This is a genomic window from Cellulomonas phragmiteti (assembly GCF_016862775.1).
In the GTDB taxonomy this organism is placed as follows: domain Bacteria; phylum Actinomycetota; class Actinomycetes; order Actinomycetales; family Cellulomonadaceae; genus Cellulomonas; species Cellulomonas phragmiteti.
Genome location: NZ_BONP01000003.1, coordinates 83,147 through 100,280 on the forward strand (window position 1 = coordinate 83,147; position 17,134 = coordinate 100,280).

A 17,134-nucleotide genomic window follows, 5' to 3' on the forward strand; every position below is an offset into this window, starting at 1 on the left:
TCAGGGTGCAGCCTGCCGAGCGGTCGTCGTCCACGGACACCTCCCGGGCGGAGCTGGTCGACGAGGCCCGGACGCTGGAGTCCGCGATCGACGTCGACCCCGCGGACGTACGCCGGCGCGCGGGTCGCGTGGTGGCGCAGGCGCGCCGGTCGGACGTCCCGGAGGCGCTGGTCTGGGGCCTGCGGACCATCGCCGTGCTCGACCGCCTGGAGGGCGATCCGGCCGCCGCGGTCGCGCTGCTCGACGACGCCCTCGCGGTCGCGCGTCGGGCGGGGCTCCCGACGCTGTGCGCCTGGGTGCTGGCCTCCAGGTCCGTCACCCAGCTCGAGCTGGGCCGCACCGCGCGGGCCCGGTCGGACGCCGCGGCGGCGCTGGCGGTCGTGGACGAGCACCGCGCGCGCGACGCCGCGCTGGACGACCTGCACGCCCGGATCCAGCTCCAGCTGGCCGTCATGGACCACAACGCGGGCCGGCTGGTGGAGGCGGAGGCGCGCTACCGCGCGGTCGCCCGCGAGGTCGAGCCGGGGGACCCGAACTTCGTGCGGGCGGCGAACAACCTGGCGCTCGTGCTGGTCGCCCGGACCGCGTACGGCGAGGCGCTGCGCTGGGCGGAGCTCGCGGTCGACGGTGCCACCCGCCTGGGGCCGGCGCTGCGGTCGTGGCCGTACCTGACGCGCGCGCTCATCGAGGTCCAGACGGGGCGGCTCGGCGACGGCCTGCGTGACCTGGAGCGCGCCGCCCGCGCGTCCGAGGAGGCCGGGCAGTCGCCCGGGGAGTACTACGTGGAGTACGCGGAGACGATGCGCGAGCTGCGGCTCCTGCCGGAGGCGGCCGCGGCCGGCCGTCGCGCGCTGGAGGAGCTCGTCGCGGCGGGAGGCGGGCTGGTCGAGGTGGACGCCCGCATCTCGCTCGCGGAGACCCTGCTGCTGCTCGGCGACGCGGTCGGGGCGGCGCAGCAGGCGCAGACGGCCCGCGTCCGTGCCCGGGCGCAGCGACGCCCGGGTGCGCACGACCGGGCCGTGCTCGTCGCCGTCCGCGCGCGCGTGCGCGCCGGTGACGCCGGTCCGGCCGACCTCGCCGCCGTGCGCCGGGCCGCCGCGCGCCTGCAGCGTGCCGGCGAGCTGGGGCCGGCCGCCGACGCGCACCTCGAGGGCGGCCGGCTCGCGGCGGCGCTCGCGATGCCGCGGCGGGCCGAGCGGCACCTCGTGGCGGCGGCCGCGCTCGCCCGTCGGGGGCCGCTCTCGGTGCGCCTGCGGGGCCGGCTCGCGGCAGCGCTGTCGGGGCGCCTGGGCGGCGCGGACGACGACGTGCTGCGGCAGTGCCGGGCCGGCCTGCGCGATCTCGCGCGGCACCGCCAGGCCCTGCCGACGATGGAGCTGCAGGCGCTCGCCTCCGGGCACGGTGCCCAGCTGGGGGAGCTGGGGCTGGAGGTGATGGTGCGCCGGGGCGCGCCGGCGGCCGTGCTGCGCTGGATGGAGCAGACCCGTGCCGCCGCGCTGCAGGCGCGGCTGCCCGTGGCGGCGCCGGAGCCCGAGGGCGCGCAGGTCGCGTCGCGCGCGGGCGCGCAGGCGTCCTCCCCGGTCGGTCCGGACGCCACCGGCGACCGTCGGGCCGTCCGCCGGTCGGTGATCGTCGCCGACGACGAGCTCGAGGCCGACGCCCGACGGTCCGCGTGGCTGGAGGACACCGCGGACCGGGTCCCGACCGCCGGCCGGGTGCCGAGCCTGGCCACGGTGCGGGCCGCGCTCGCGGGTCGGGTCCTCGTCGAGTACGGGCGCCACGGCGACCGGTTCGTCGCGGTCGTCGTCGACGGCGCCCGGGCCAGGGTCGTCGACCTCGGACCGACCGCGGGTGAGGTCGCGGACGCGCTGCACGCGCTGGTCTTCGCGCTGCGCCGGATGGTCGACCCCAGCAGCGCCGCGGCGGCCGACGCCGCGCGCGCGAGCGCCGACCTGCGGCTGGTGCGGCTGCGCGCGGTCCTGCTCGAGCCGCTCGACCTGCCGCCCGACGCGGAGCTCGTCGTCGTGCCCGTCGGCGTCCTGCACGGCGCGCCGTGGTCGGCGCTCCACGACGGCCCGGTGGCGCTCGCGCCGTCGGCCGCCGCCTGGTTGCGGACGCGGGAGCGGCCCGCCGCCCCCGCGGGACCCGTCGTGCTCGTCGCCGGGCCCGACCTGCGGGGCGCCCAGGACGAGGTGGAGGCGCTGCGCGCGCTCCACCCCGGGGTGCGCGTCCTCGGCGCCCACGACAGCCACGCGGACGCGGTGGTCGCCGCGGTCGCCGACGCGGATCTCGCCCACCTCGCGTGCCACGGCACGCTGCGGTCGGACAACCCCATGTTCTCGGCCGTCGTCCTCGCCGACGGGCCCGTCACGGTGCAGGAGCTGCACCGCTCGGGGGTCGCACCGCGCCGACTGGTGCTGGCGTCGTGCCACTCCGGTGCGGACGTCGCCTACGAGGGCGACGAGGTCCTCGGGCTGGTGTCGGCGATGCTGTCGCGGGGGACGGCGGGCGTGGTCGCCTCGATCGCCGCGGTGCCGGACGTCGAGGTGGTGGACCTCATGCTGGCCCTGCACCGGCGGCTGGCGGCCGGCCAGACGATGGCCCGCGCGCTGCACGGGGCGCGCGGCGAGATCGACCGCGACATCCCGGCCGGGTTCGTCAACTGGTGCACCTTCAGCGCGCACGGCGCGGCCTGACGTGGGCGCGGCACGCGGTGGCGGACCGGGGCCGGGCGACGCGGATTTGGTCGTTCCCGCGGGTGTGTCGTAGTCTCGTGGCGCCCAAGACCGCCGGTCGTCGGTCCGCTCGTCGGACCGGCCGAAGCTCCGCGACACGCGGGGGCCTGCGCAGGTGAGAGTTCGTCGCACGTGATCGTGCTGCTCGTGGCCGCGGCCCGTGCGGCGGTCGGTGTCCGAGCCCCGCGCCTGCGCGGGGCTCTCGTCATGTCTGCGGCAGCGTCGGACGACGCCCGGTGGCACCACCATCGGAAGGAATGCCATGGCGAGGCCGGACAAGGCTGCCGCTGTCGCGGAGCTGACGGAGCGCTTCCGCGGCTCGAACGCGGCCGTGCTGACCGAGTACCGCGGGCTCACCGTCGCGCAGCTCAAGGCGCTGCGCAAGGCGCTCAGCGGTAACGCGCACTACGCCGTGGTGAAGAACACGCTGACCGCGATCGCGGCCAAGGACGCCGGCCTCGAGGGCCTCGACGACGCGCTCGCGGGCCCGTCGGCGATCGCCTTCGTCACCGGTGACCCGGTCGAGGCGGCCAAGGGACTGCGTGACTTCGCCAAGGCGAACCCCGCACTGGTCATCAAGGCGGGCGTCCTCGACGGCCGCCCCGTGACCGCTGCGGACATCACCAAGCTCGCGGACCTCGAGTCCCGTGAGGTCCTGCTGGCCAAGGCGGCCGGCGCGATGAAGGCCAAGCTCTACCAGGCCGCGTACCTGTTCACGGCTCCTGCCTCGCAGGCCGTGCGCACCGTCGAGGCCCTGCGCGTCAAGCGCGAGGAGTCCGACGCCGCAGCCTGAGCCCGACGCTCCGGCCGCACGCTCACGTAGCACGCCCAGCACCTCCCGCCGTCCGACCATCGGGCAGCGGGTCCGAACGGAAGGAACCGCCATCATGGCGAAGCTCACCACCGACGAGCTCATCGACGCGTTCAAGGACCTCACGCTCATCGAGCTGTCCGAGTTCGTGAAGGCGTTCGAGGAGACCTTCGAGGTCACCGCCGCCGCTCCGGCCGCCGTCGCGGTCGCCGCCCCGGCCGGCGGTGGCGCCGACGCCGAGGTCGAGGAGGAGAAGGACTCGTTCGACGTCGTCCTCGAGGCCGCCGGCGACAAGAAGATCCAGGTCATCAAGGAGGTGCGCACGCTCACGAGCCTCGGTCTGAAGGAGGCCAAGGACCTCGTCGACGGCGCGCCGAAGCCGGTCCTGGAGGGCGTCAACAAGGAGACGGCCGAGAAGGCCAAGGCTGCGCTCGAGGGCGCGGGCGCCACGATCACGCTCAAGTGATCCGCGCCGGCCGTCAGGCCGGCCGCGTCGACGAGGCCCGGTCCCCCGCACGGGGGACCGGGCCTCGTGCCGTCCGGAGGTCGTCCGGGCGCAGCGTTTCCCCGCAGCGGGCGGGTGTGCCACCATGGCACGCGGCGACGACGAGGTCGCCGGTGCGGGCGGTGTGGCCCGCAGTGGCACTGCCTGTGGGCTGAGTTGACGACGCCCGCAGAGGTGCGTACGCTAGCGCTTTGCGCTGGCCTGTGCCCGCGATCTCAGATATCCCGACACCGATCTCGACGCACGTGCGCGTCGGGACCTCGTGCCGTGGCCGGTGATCGCGCCTCGCCAGGCGGCGCAGCGTGCCACGATCCGCAGGGAAGGACCCCTCTTGGCTGCCTCGCGCATCCCTACTGCACCGTCCGCCGACGCCATCGCGAACCGCACCGCATCCCGTCGCATCTCCTTCGCCAAGATCCACGAGCCGCTCGAGGTCCCCGACCTGCTCGGTCTGCAGACCGAGAGCTTCGACTGGCTGCTGGGCAACGAGCGCTGGCAGGCCCGCGTGGCCGCCGCGCTCGAGGTCGGCCGCAACGACGTGCCGGAGACCGCGGGCCTCGAGGAGATCTTCGAGGAGATCTCCCCGATCGAGGACTTCGGCGGGACCATGTCGCTCTCCTTCCGCGAGCACCGGTTCGAGCCGCCGAAGTACACGGCCGAGGAGTGCAAGGAGAAGGACTTCACCTTCGCCGCGCCGCTGTTCGTCACCGCCGAGTTCGTCAACTACACGACCGGTGAGATCAAGTCGCAGACCGTCTTCATGGGTGACTTCCCCCTGATGACCGAGCGCGGCACCTTCATCATCAACGGCACCGAGCGCGTCGTCGTGTCCCAGCTCGTCCGCTCCCCGGGCGTGTACTTCGAGCGGACCGCCGACAAGACGTCCGACAAGGACGTCCTCACCGCCAAGGTCATCCCGAGCCGTGGCGCGTGGCTCGAGTTCGAGATCGACAAGCGCGACAACGTCGGCGTGCGCGTCGACCGCAAGCGCAAGCAGAACGCGACGGTCCTGCTCAAGGCGCTCGGCATGACGGAGAGCGAGATCCGCGAGGAGTTCGCCGAGTACCCCGCGGTCATCGACACGCTCGAGAAGGACCACGTCCAGACCCAGGACGAGGCCCTGCTCGACCTGTACCGCAAGATCCGCCCGGGTGAGCCGCCGACCGTCGAGGCCGGCCGCGCGCTGCTGGAGAACTTCTACTTCAACCCCAAGCGCTACGACCTGGCGAAGGTCGGCCGCTACAAGGTGAACAAGAAGCTCGGCCAGGACGCGCCGCTGTCCGACTCGGTGCTGACGCTCTCGGACGTCGTCGCGACCATCAAGTACCTCGCCGCCCTGCACATCGACAAGCCCACGCTGCCCGGCACGCGCGGCGGCGAGTCGATCGAGCTGCGCGTCGAGCCGGACGACATCGACCACTTCGGCAACCGCCGCATCCGCGCGGTGGGCGAGCTCATCCAGAACCAGGTCCGCACGGGCCTGTCGCGCATGGAGCGCGTCGTGCGCGAGCGCATGACGACCCAGGACGTCGAGGCGATCACGCCGCAGACGCTGATCAACATCCGCCCCGTGGTGGCCTCCATCAAGGAGTTCTTCGGGACGAGCCAGCTGTCGCAGTTCATGGACCAGAACAACCCGCTCGCGGGCCTGACGCACAAGCGGCGTCTGTCGGCCCTGGGCCCGGGTGGTCTGTCCCGTGACCGTGCCGGCATGGAGGTCCGCGACGTCCACACCTCGCACTACGGCCGCATGTGCCCGATCGAGACCCCCGAGGGCCCGAACATCGGCCTCATCGGCTCGCTCGCGACGTACGGGCGCATCAACCCGTTCGGCTTCGTCGAGACGCCGTACCGTCGCGTCAAGGACGGCAAGGTCTCCGACGAGGTCGACTACCTGACCGCGGACGACGAGGACCGGCACATCATCGCCCAGGCGAACGCGCCGCTGAACGCCGACGGCTCGTTCGTCGAGGACGCGATCCTCGTGCGCACGAAGGGCGGCGAGCCCGACCTGGTGCCCGGCGCCAACGTCGACTACATGGACGTCTCGCCGCGCCAGATGGTCTCGGTCGCGACCGCGCTCATCCCGTTCCTCGAGCACGACGACGCCAACCGCGCGCTCATGGGCGCCAACATGCAGCGCCAGGCCGTGCCGCTGGTGCGCTCCGAGGCGCCGCTCGTCGGCACCGGCATGGAGCGTCGTGCCGCGGTCGACGCCGGTGACGTCGTCGTGGCGACCAAGCCCGGTGTCGTGACCGAGGTGTCCGCCGACCTCGTGGTCGTCGCCAACGACGACGCGACGACGTCGACGTACCGGATCGCCAAGTTCCGTCGCTCGAACCAGGGCACCTGCTACAACCAGCGCGTGCTGGTCGAGCACGGCGCCCGCGTCGAGCCCGGCTCGGTGCTGGCCGACGGCCCGGCGACGGACGAGGGCGAGCTCGCGCTCGGCCGCAACCTGCTGGTGGCCTTCATGTCGTGGGAGGGCCACAACTACGAGGACGCGATCATCCTGTCGCAGCGCCTCGTGCAGGACGACGTGCTGTCCTCGATCCACATCGAGGAGCACGAGGTCGACGCGCGCGACACCAAGCTCGGCCCGGAGGAGATCACGCGGGACATCCCGAACGTCTCCGAGGAGGTCCTGGGCGACCTCGACGAGCGCGGGATCATCCGCATCGGTGCCGAGGTCGGCGCGGGCGACATCCTCGTCGGCAAGGTCACGCCCAAGGGCGAGACCGAGCTGACCCCGGAGGAGCGCCTGCTGCGTGCGATCTTCGGCGAGAAGGCCCGCGAGGTCCGCGACACGTCCCTCAAGGTGCCCCACGGCGAGTCCGGCACGGTCATCGAGGTGCGCACGTTCAGCCGCGACGACGGCGACGAGCTGCCGGCCGGCGTGAACGAGCTGGTCCGCGTGTACATCGCGCAGCGCCGCAAGATCACGGACGGCGACAAGCTCGCCGGCCGTCACGGCAACAAGGGCGTCATCTCCAAGATCCTGCCCGTCGAGGACATGCCGTTCCTCGAGGACGGCACCGCGGTCGACGTCGTGCTCAACCCGCTCGGCGTCCCCGGACGCATGAACGTCGGCCAGGTGCTCGAGACGCACCTCGGCTGGGTGGCCAAGCAGGGCTGGGACATCCAGCTCGCCGAGGGCGAGGCCGCCTGGCGTGACGGCGTCCCGGACGTCGCGGCCAGCTCGAGCCCCGGCAACCCCGTCGCGACCCCGGTCTTCGACGGTGTGCCGGAGCAGACCCTCACCGGCCTGCTCGGCTCGACGCTGCCCAACCGCGACGGCGAGCGCATGGTCAAGGGCGACGGCAAGGCGCGGCTCTTCGACGGCCGCTCCGGCGAGCCGTTCCCGGAGGCCGTGTCGGTCGGCTACATGTACATCCTCAAGCTGCACCACCTCGTGGACGACAAGATCCACGCCCGCTCGACCGGCCCCTACTCGATGATCACGCAGCAGCCGCTGGGTGGTAAGGCGCAGTTCGGTGGCCAGCGGTTCGGCGAGATGGAGGTGTGGGCACTGGAGGCGTACGGCGCCGCCTACACGCTGCAGGAGCTCCTGACCATCAAGTCGGACGACGTCCCGGGCCGCGTGAAGGTCTACGAGGCGATCGTCAAGGGCGAGAACATCCCGGACTCCGGCATCCCCGAGTCGTTCAAGGTCCTGCTCAAGGAGATGCAGTCGCTCTGCCTGAACGTCGAGGTGCTGTCGTCCGACGGCGCCTCGATCGACATGAAGGAGAACGACGACGAGGTCTACCGCGCTGCGGAAGAGCTCGGCATCGACCTGTCGCGGCGCCCGAACGCCAGCAGCGTCGAAGAGATCTGATGGCGAGCCCCGGTCCGGTGCGCACACCTGTGACGCCGGACCGGGCGCCCGCACCCTTCAGCACGTTTTCCGTTCCGTCGGTCCTCGAGGCCGGCAAGCGAAGGAAGTAGGACCCCCTTGCTCGACGTCAACGTCTTCGACGAGCTGCGCATCGGCCTGGCCACGGCCGACGACATCCGTGCCTGGTCGCACGGCGAGGTGAAGAAGCCCGAGACCATCAACTACCGCACCCTCAAGCCCGAGAAGGACGGACTCTTCTGCGAGAAGATCTTCGGCCCCACCCGGGACTGGGAGTGCTACTGCGGCAAGTACAAGCGCGTGCGCTTCAAGGGCATCATCTGCGAGCGCTGCGGCGTCGAGGTGACGCGCTCGAAGGTGCGCCGTGAGCGCATGGGCCACATCGAGCTGGCCGCCCCCGTCACGCACATCTGGTTCTTCAAGGGTGTGCCGTCGCGACTGGGCTACCTGCTCGACCTGGCGCCGAAGGACCTGGAGAAGGTCATCTACTTCGCGGCCTACATGATCACGTGGGTCGACGTGGACGGTCGCCACGAGGACCTCCCGAACCTCCAGAACGAGATCGACCTGGAGAAGAAGGAGATCTCGGACCGCCGCGACAACGACATCAACACCCGCGCGCAGAAGCTCGAGGCCGACCTGGCCGAGCTCGAGGCCGAGGGTGCCAAGGCGGACGCGCGCCGCAAGGTCCGTGACTCCGCCGAGCGCGAGATGGCGCAGATCCGCAAGCGCGCGGACGCCGAGCTCGACCGCCTCGAGCAGGTCTGGGACCGGTTCAAGAACCTCAAGGTCGCCGACCTCGAGGGTGACGAGATGCTCTACCGGGCGCTGCAGGACCGGTACGGCAACTACTTCGAGGGCTCGATGGGCGCCGCGGCGATCCAGAAGCGCCTCGAGGCGTTCGACCTGGTCGCGGAGTCCGAGTCGCTGCGCGACACGATCAAGAACGGCAAGGGGCAGCGCAAGACGCGTGCCCTCAAGCGGCTCAAGGTCGTCAACGCGTTCCTCACGACGAACAACTCGCCGACGGGCATGGTCCTCGACGCGGTCCCGGTCATCCCGCCGGACCTGCGCCCGATGGTCCAGCTCGACGGTGGCCGGTTCGCCACGTCGGACCTCAACGACCTCTACCGCCGCGTCATCAACCGGAACAACCGCCTCAAGCGGCTCCTGGACCTGGGCGCGCCGGAGATCATCGTCAACAACGAGAAGCGGATGCTCCAGGAGGCCGTCGACTCGCTGTTCGACAACGGCCGCCGCGGGCGTCCGGTGACGGGTCCGGGCAACCGCCCGCTGAAGTCGATCTCGGACATGCTCAAGGGCAAGCAGGGCCGGTTCCGCCAGAACCTGCTCGGCAAGCGTGTCGACTACTCGGGCCGTTCGGTCATCGTCGTCGGCCCGCAGCTCAAGCTGCACCAGTGCGGCCTGCCCAAGCAGATGGCGCTCGAGCTGTTCAAGCCGTTCGTGATGAAGCGCCTGGTGGACCTCAACCACGCGCAGAACATCAAGTCGGCCAAGCGCATGGTCGAGCGCGCGCGCCCGGTCGTGTGGGACGTGCTCGAGGAGGTCATCACCGAGCACCCGGTGCTGCTGAACCGCGCACCCACGCTGCACCGTCTGGGCATCCAGGCGTTCGAGCCCCAGCTCGTCGAGGGCAAGGCGATCCACCTGCACCCGCTCGTCTGCGCCGCGTTCAACGCGGACTTCGACGGTGACCAGATGGCCGTCCACCTGCCCCTGAGCGCGGAGGCGCAGGCCGAGGCCCGCATCCTCATGCTCTCGAGCAACAACATCCTCAAGCCGTCCGACGGCCGGCCCGTGACCATGCCCTCGCAGGACATGATCATCGGCCTGTTCCACCTGACCTCCGACAAGGAGGACCCGGTGGGCCAGGGGCGGTCGTTCAGCTCGGTCTCCGAGGCGATCATGGCGTTCGACCAGGGGTCGCTCGACCTCAACGCGGTCGTCAAGATCCGGTTCGACGACCTGGTTCTCTCCGAGGAGCAGGCGCCCGAGGGCTGGGAGCCGGGTCAGACCCTGCTGTACGAGACGACGCTGGGTCGCGCGCTCTTCAACGAGCTGCTGCCCGTCGACTACCCGTACGAGAACGGCGTCGTCGACAAGAAGCGCCTGTCGGTCATCGTCAACGACCTCGCGGAGCGGTACCCGAAGGTCGAGGTCGCCGCGTCGCTCGACGCCCTCAAGGAGGCCGGCTTCCGCTGGGCCACCCGCTCGGGCGTCACGATCGCGATCTCGGACGTCGCGACCCCGGCCGAGAAGCAGGGGATCCTCGACGAGCACGAGGCGCGCGCGGCGAAGGTGCAGGGCCAGTACGAGAAGGGCCTCATCACCGACGACGAGCGTCGTCAGGAGCTCATCGAGATCTGGACCAACGCCACCGACAAGGTCGCCAAGGCCATGCAGGCCAACTTCCCGGCCCGCAACACGGTCTTCCGGATGGTCGGCTCGGGTGCACGAGGCAACTGGATGCAGGTCCGCCAGATCGCCGGCATGCGTGGCCTGGTGGCCAACCCGAAGGGCGAGATCATCCCGCGCCCGATCAAGGCGAACTACCGCGAGGGCCTGTCCGTCCTCGAGTACTTCATCGCGACGCACGGTGCTCGTAAGGGTCTGGCGGACACCGCGCTGCGGACCGCCGACTCGGGCTACCTGACGCGTCGTCTGGTGGACGTCTCGCAGGACGTCATCGTCCGTGAGGACGACTGCGGCACCGAGCGCGGCCTGACCATGCCGATCGGCGTGGACGCGGGCGACGGCACGCTGCGCCGCCACGACAAGGTCGAGACGTCCGTGTACTCGCGGACGCTCGCGACCGACATCGAGGTGGAGGGCGAGGTCATCGGCCGCTCGGGCGACGACGTCGGCGACGTCCTGCTCGACCGGCTGCTGGAGACGGGCGTCACCGAGCTCAAGATCCGCTCGGTGCTCACCTGCGAGTCCCGCGTCGGCACGTGCGCGCGCTGCTACGGCCGCTCGCTGGCCACCGGCAAGCTCGTCGACATCGGCGAGGCCGTCGGCATCATCGCGGCCCAGTCGATCGGTGAGCCGGGCACCCAGCTGACGATGCGGACGTTCCACACCGGTGGTGTGGCCTCGGCCGACGACATCACGCAGGGTCTGCCCCGTGTCCAGGAGCTCTTCGAGGCGCGTACCCCCAAGGGCGAGGCGCACATCGCGGAGTTCTCGGGCCGGATCACGATCGAGGAGACGGACCGCGCACGTGCGCTCGTCCTGACCCCGGACGACGGCTCCGAGGAGATCCGCTACGCGATCACCAAGCGCTCGCGCCTGCTGATCCAGGACGGCGACCACGTGTCGGTCGGCACCCAGCTCGTCGTGGGCGCCGTCGACCCGAAGAAGGTGCTGCGCATCCTCGGCCCCCGTGCCACGCAGAAGCACCTGGTGGACGAGGTCCAGGAGGTCTACCGCTCCCAGGGCGTGGACATCCACGACAAGCACATCGAGGTCATCGTGCGGCAGATGCTGCGGCGCGTGACGGTGCTCGACTCCGGTGAGACGGGCCTGCTGCCCGGCGAGCTGGCCGAGCGCGGTCGCTTCGAGGACTTCAACCGCAAGGCGGTCTCCGAGGGCGGTCAGCCGGCCTCGGGTCGTCCCGAGCTCATGGGCATCACGAAGGCGTCGCTCGCGACGGACTCGTGGCTCTCGGCGGCCTCCTTCCAGGAGACGACGAAGGTGCTCACCGAGGCCGCGATGTCGAGCCGCTCGGACCCGCTGCTGGGCCTGAAGGAGAACGTCATCCTCGGCAAGCTCATCCCCGCCGGCACCGGGCTGCCCCGGTACCGGAACGTGGCGGTGGAGGCGACCGAGGAGGCGAAGGCCGAGCTGTACCCGGCCTTCGGCTACGACGAGATCGACTTCCCGGCGCTCGGCCTGGGCTCCGGCGAGGCGATCCCGCTCGAGGACATCGACTTCGGCGACTACCGCTGAGGTCGACCACCTCCCAGCTCGACCCCGAGGGGCCCGTCGGTTCGACCGACGGGCCCCTCGGGCGTCGGCCGGCGCTAGCATGTGCGCGCGGACCGCGGGCCCGGCAGGGCGCGCCCGCACGCCGAGGGTGTCGAACAGGACGGGGTCGAGTGGTGGGACGTGGTGCGCGAGCGGTCGGGGCCGCTCTGGTCGTCGGTGTGGTCGCCCTGCTCGGCGCGTGCGGCGCGCAGGAGCCGGACGTGCCCGAGGGCGCGGTGCACCTGAGGTCGGGTGAGCCGGTCGAGGTCGACGGGCTGACCCTGACCGCCGCGAACTTCGGGGAGGAGAGCATCTCCCTGATCGCGTCGGACGGTCAGGACTACGACGACGCGGTGGACCTGACGGTCGGGCGGGCCGGCGAGGTCAAGGGGCGTACCTTCGAGCTGGTGGCGGTCGACGTCGAGGGCTCGGGCGACGACGTCGTGGAGGAGTCGGGCCAGGCCTGGGTGCTCGCGACGGACTGACCTCCCCCTTTGACGCTCCGTTCCGCGCCGGGTAACGTAGGACACCGTGCCCGCGCCGTCGGGCCCTTGCGCGTGCACTCGGTCGACCTTCCGTCTCGGAAGCGAAGACGCGAGGCACCGGGTGGCTTCCCACCTCCTTCGGAACGGTCCCGTACGGGACGGTCGCCGTGCGGGGGACCGGGACGACACGCCCGGGCGCGGGGGTCGGTGCGGGACGCAAGGCCCCCCGGGGTAGTCGCGCGACGGGCGACGATCCGGACGCTCGCCGGCCGTCCAGGGTGACGGGTGCCGGTCAGACCAGAGAACACCGACAGACGGAGACGTAGTGCCTACGATCCAGCAGCTGGTCCGCAAGGGCCGGCAGGCGAAGACGAACAAGTCGAAGACGCCTGCCCTCAAGGGCTCCCCCCAGCGACGCGGTGTGTGCACCCGCGTCTACACGACCACCCCGAAGAAGCCGAACTCCGCGCTCCGCAAGGTCGCGCGCGTGCGTCTCTCTTCGGGCATCGAGGTCACCGCGTACATCCCGGGTGTCGGTCACAACCTGCAGGAGCACTCGATCGTGCTCGTGCGCGGCGGCCGTGTGAAGGACCTCCCCGGCGTCCGCTACAAGATCGTGCGCGGCGCGCTCGACACGCAGGGCGTCAAGAACCGCAAGCAGGCGCGCAGCCGCTACGGCGCGAAGAAGGGCTGAGACAGATGCCTCGCAAGGGTCCCGCTCCGAAGCGGCCGCTGATCGTCGACCCCGTCTACGGCTCGCCGGTGGTCACGCAGCTCATCAACAAGGTGCTCCTCGACGGCAAGAAGACCGTCGCCGAGTCCATCGTCTACGGCGCGCTCGAGGGCGTCCGTGAGAAGACGCAGTCCGACCCGGTCGTCGTGCTCAAGCGCGCGCTGGACAACGTGCGTCCCTCCATCGAGGTCAAGTCCCGCCGCGTCGGTGGTGCGACCTACCAGGTCCCGATCGAGGTCCGCCCCGTGCGGGCCACGACGCTGGCGCTGCGCTGGCTCACGGACTTCTCCCGCGCCCGGCGTGAGAAGACCATGACCGAGCGCCTCATGAACGAGATCCTCGACGCCTCCAACGGCCTGGGTGCCGCGGTCAAGCGTCGCGAGGACATGCACAAGATGGCCGAGTCCAACCGGGCGTTCGCGCACTACCGCTGGTGACCCCGGCGCTCGCCGCGGGCCGTCCGGTGACGGGCAGGGCCCGCGGCGACGCGAACGGCACCCACCTCAAAGCCAACCGACAAGGGGCTACCACGTGGCACTGGACGTGCTGACGGACCTCACGAAGGTCCGCAACATCGGCATCATGGCGCACATCGATGCCGGCAAGACGACGACCACCGAGCGGATCCTGTTCTACACGGGGGTCAACTACAAGATCGGTGAGACGCACGACGGCGCCTCGACGATGGACTGGATGGAGCAGGAGCAGGAGCGCGGCATCACGATCACGTCGGCCGCGACGACCTGCTACTGGAAGAACAACCAGATCAACATCATCGACACGCCCGGCCACGTCGACTTCACGGTCGAGGTCGAGCGCTCGCTGCGCGTCCTCGACGGTGCCGTCGCGGTGTTCGACGGCAAGGAGGGCGTGGAGCCCCAGTCGGAGACCGTCTGGCGCCAGGCCGACAAGTACGACGTCCCGCGCATCTGCTTCGTCAACAAGATGGACAAGCTCGGCGCGGACTTCTACTTCACCGTCGACACCATCGTGAACCGCCTCAAGGCCAAGCCGCTGGTCATCCAGCTGCCGATCGGCTCCGAGAACGACTTCATCGGCGTCGTGGACCTGGTCGAGATGCGCGCCCTGGTGTGGCGTGGCGAGACGGCCCTCGGCGAGAAGTACGAGATCGAGGACATCCCGGCCGACCTGCAGGAGAAGGCCGAGAAGTACCGGGCCGAGCTCCTGGAGTCCGTCGCCGAGTCCGACGACGAGCTGCTCGAGAAGTTCCTCGGTGGCGAGGAGCTGACGGTCGCCGAGATCAAGGCCGGCATCCGCAAGCTCACGATCTCCTCCGAGGCGTACCCGGTGCTGTGCGGGTCGGCGTTCAAGAACAAGGGCGTGCAGCCCATGCTCGACGCCGTCATCGACTACCTGCCGACGCCCCTGGACGTCGCGGCCGTCGCCGGTCACGACGTCAAGGACGCGGAGATCGTCGTCGAGCGTCACCCGGACGCGACCGAGCCGTTCTCGGCTCTCGCGTTCAAGGTGGCCACGCACCCGTTCTTCGGCAAGCTGACGTACGTCCGGGTCTACTCCGGCCGGGTCGACCAGGGCGCTGCGGTGCTCAACTCGACCAAGGGCAAGAAGGAGCGCATCGGGAAGCTCTTCCAGATGCACTCCAACAAGGAGAACCCCGTCCCCGAGGCGCAGGCCGGGCACATCTACGCGTTCATCGGTCTCAAGGACGTCACCACCGGTGACACCCTGTGCGACCCGAGCGCGCCGGTGATCCTGGAGTCGATGACCTTCCCGGAGCCCGTCATCGACGTGGCGATCGAGCCGAAGACCAAGGCCGACCAGGAGAAGCTCTCGACGGCCATCCAGAAGCTCGCCGAGGAGGACCCGACGTTCCGCGTCCGCCTGGACGAGGAGACCGGCCAGACCGTCATCGGCGGCATGGGCGAGCTCCACCTCGACATCCTCGTCGACCGCATGCGGCGCGAGTTCAAGGTCGAGGCGAACGTCGGCAAGCCGCAGGTCGCCTACCGCGAGACCATCCGCCGTGCCGTCGTCAAGATCGACTACACGCACAAGAAGCAGACCGGTGGCTCGGGCCAGTACGCGAAGGTCCAGATGACCTTCGAGCCGCTGGACCCCGCCGAGGGCGAGCTGTACGAGTTCGACAACAAGGTCACCGGTGGCCGCATCCCGCGCGAGTACATCCCGTCGGTGGACGCCGGCATCCAGAGCGCGATGCAGCTCGGCGTCCTCGCGGGCTACCCGCTCGTGGGCGTCAAGGCGATCCTGCTCGACGGTGCCGCGCACGACGTCGACTCCTCGGAGATGGCGTTCAAGATCGCCGGCTCGATGATCCTCAAGGAGGCGGTGCGCAAGGCGGACCCGGCTCTCCTCGAGCCGATCATGGCCGTCGAGGTGCGCACGCCCGAGGAGTACATGGGCGAGGTCATCGGCGACATCAACTCGCGGCGCGGCATCATCCAGTCGATGGAGGACGCGACGGGCGTCAAGGTCGTCCGCGCCCAGGTGCCGCTCTCGGAGATGTTCGGGTACGTCGGCGACCTGCGGTCCAAGACCCAGGGTCGTGCCGTCTACTCGATGCAGTTCGACAGCTATGCCGAGGTTCCTCGGGCGGTTGCCGAAGAGATCATCAAGAAGACCCGGGGCGAGTAGTCCCACAGGTCGAACCCTGCAGTTCCAGCTACACATCCGACCCGTAGGACCGCACGTCGAGCAGGTACCGTCAGGTGGCTGCCGTCGGGCAATCTCTACCAAGTCCTGAGGAGGACACCCAGTGGGCAAGGCGAAGTTCGAGCGGACGAAGCCGCACGTCAACATCGGGACCATCGGTCACGTCGACCACGGCAAGACGACGCTGACCGCCGCGATCTCGAAGGTGCTGCACGACAAGTACCCGGACCTGAACCCCTTCACGCCGTTCGACGAGATCGACAAGGCGCCGGAGGAGAAGCAGCGCGGGATCACCATCAACATCGCGCACGTCGAGTACCAGACCGAGAAGCGTCACTACGCGCACGTCGACGCGCCCGGTCACGCCGACTACATCAAGAACATGATCACGGGTGCGGCGCAGATGGACGGCGCCATCCTCGTGGTCGCGGCGACCGACGGCCCGATGGCCCAGACGCGCGAGCACGTCCTGCTCGCCCGTCAGGTCGGCGTGCCCTACCTGCTCGTGGCGCTCAACAAGGCCGACATGGTCGACGACGAGGAGATCCTCGAGCTCGTCGAGATGGAGGTCCGCGAGCTGCTGTCGTCGCAGGAGTTCGACGGCGACAACGCGCCCGTCATCCGCGTCTCCGGCCTCAAGGCCCTCGAGGGCGACCCGCAGTGGGTCAAGTCCGTCGAGGACCTGCTGGACGCGGTCGACGAGAACGTCCCGGACCCGGTCCGCGAGATCGACAAGCCGTTCCTCATGCCCATCGAGGACGTCTTCACGATCACCGGCCGTGGCACGGTCGTCACCGGTCGTGTCGAGCGTGGCTCGCTCAAGGTGAACGAGGAGGTGGAGATCGTCGGCATCAAGGAGAAGGCGATCAAGACCACGGTCACCGGCGTCGAGATGTTCCGCAAGCTGCTCGACTACGCCGAGGCCGGCGAGAACGTCGGTCTGCTGCTGCGTGGCACGAAGCGCGAGGAGGTCGAGCGCGGCCAGGTCGTCGTCAAGCCCGGCTCGATCACGCCGCACACGGAGTTCGAGGGCCAGGTCTACATCCTGTCCAAGGACGAGGGTGGCCGTCACAACCCGTTCTACGGGAACTACCGCCCGCAGTTCTACTTCCGCACCACCGACGTCACCGGCGTCATCACGCTGCCCGAGGGCACCGAGATGGTCATGCCCGGCGACAACACGGAGATCTCCGTGACGCTGATCCAGCCCATCGCGATGGAGGAGGGCCTCGGCTTCGCCATCCGTGAGGGTGGCCGCACCGTCGGCTCGGGCAAGGTCATCAAGATCACCAAGTGATCACCGCCCCTCGGGGCTGATCCGCCACGCAGGGCCCGGGAGCTTCGGCTCCCGGGCCCTGCGTCGTGCTGCC

General features: G+C 70.4%; 10 protein-coding genes. All 10 read left to right on the plus strand.

Annotated elements, in window-relative coordinates:
* Window positions 1-5: 5 nt before the first annotated feature.
* The 10 genes from Cph01nite_RS19205 to tuf all read left to right on the plus strand — a co-directional run bounded on the left by Cph01nite_RS19205 (window position 6) and on the right by tuf (window position 17,061).
* Window positions 6-2,696 carry a CHAT domain-containing protein gene (locus Cph01nite_RS19205; RefSeq protein WP_203671230.1) on the plus strand — a complete coding sequence of 897 codons (2,691 nt, stop codon included), beginning with the start codon at window positions 6-8 and terminating at the stop codon, window positions 2,694-2,696.
* Between the two features lie 301 nt (window positions 2,697-2,997).
* Window positions 2,998-3,528 carry a 50S ribosomal protein L10 gene (gene rplJ / locus Cph01nite_RS03670; protein ID WP_203671231.1) on the plus strand — a complete coding sequence of 177 codons (531 nt, stop codon included), beginning with the start codon at window positions 2,998-3,000 and terminating at the stop codon, window positions 3,526-3,528.
* A 94-nt stretch (window positions 3,529-3,622) separates the two neighbouring features.
* Window positions 3,623-4,012: a 50S ribosomal protein L7/L12 gene (gene rplL, locus Cph01nite_RS03675; RefSeq protein ID WP_203671232.1), complete on the plus strand. Its 390-nt coding sequence runs from the start codon at window positions 3,623-3,625 to the stop codon at window positions 4,010-4,012.
* A 370-nt stretch (window positions 4,013-4,382) separates the two neighbouring features.
* On the plus strand, window positions 4,383-7,889 hold the full coding sequence (rpoB, locus tag Cph01nite_RS03680; protein WP_203671233.1) for a DNA-directed RNA polymerase subunit beta: 3,507 nt from the start codon (window positions 4,383-4,385) through the stop codon (window positions 7,887-7,889).
* A gap of 117 nt (window positions 7,890-8,006) precedes the next feature.
* The gene (locus Cph01nite_RS03685) at window positions 8,007-11,876 is read left to right on the plus strand and encodes a DNA-directed RNA polymerase subunit beta' (RefSeq protein WP_203671235.1); all 3,870 of its coding nucleotides are present in this window, start codon (window positions 8,007-8,009) and stop codon (window positions 11,874-11,876) included.
* Window positions 11,877-12,028: 152 nt separating this feature from the next.
* On the plus strand, window positions 12,029-12,379 hold the full coding sequence (locus Cph01nite_RS03690; RefSeq protein WP_203671236.1) for a hypothetical protein: 351 nt from the start codon (window positions 12,029-12,031) through the stop codon (window positions 12,377-12,379).
* A 325-nt stretch (window positions 12,380-12,704) separates the two neighbouring features.
* On the plus strand, window positions 12,705-13,073 hold the full coding sequence (gene rpsL / locus Cph01nite_RS03695; protein ID WP_013117883.1) for a 30S ribosomal protein S12: 369 nt from the start codon (window positions 12,705-12,707) through the stop codon (window positions 13,071-13,073).
* Window positions 13,074-13,078: 5 nt separating this feature from the next.
* Entirely contained in the window at window positions 13,079-13,549 is a 471-nt protein-coding gene (rpsG, locus tag Cph01nite_RS03700; RefSeq protein WP_089798424.1) for a 30S ribosomal protein S7, read from the plus strand.
* Window positions 13,550-13,643: 94 nt separating this feature from the next.
* Window positions 13,644-15,746, plus strand: coding sequence for an elongation factor G (fusA, locus tag Cph01nite_RS03705; RefSeq protein WP_203671237.1), 2,103 nt, complete (start codon window positions 13,644-13,646; stop codon window positions 15,744-15,746).
* A gap of 121 nt (window positions 15,747-15,867) precedes the next feature.
* Window positions 15,868-17,061, plus strand: a complete 1,194-nt coding sequence (gene tuf, locus Cph01nite_RS03710; RefSeq protein WP_203671238.1) for an elongation factor Tu — start codon at window positions 15,868-15,870, stop codon at window positions 17,059-17,061.
* Window positions 17,062-17,134 lie beyond the last annotated feature (73 nt).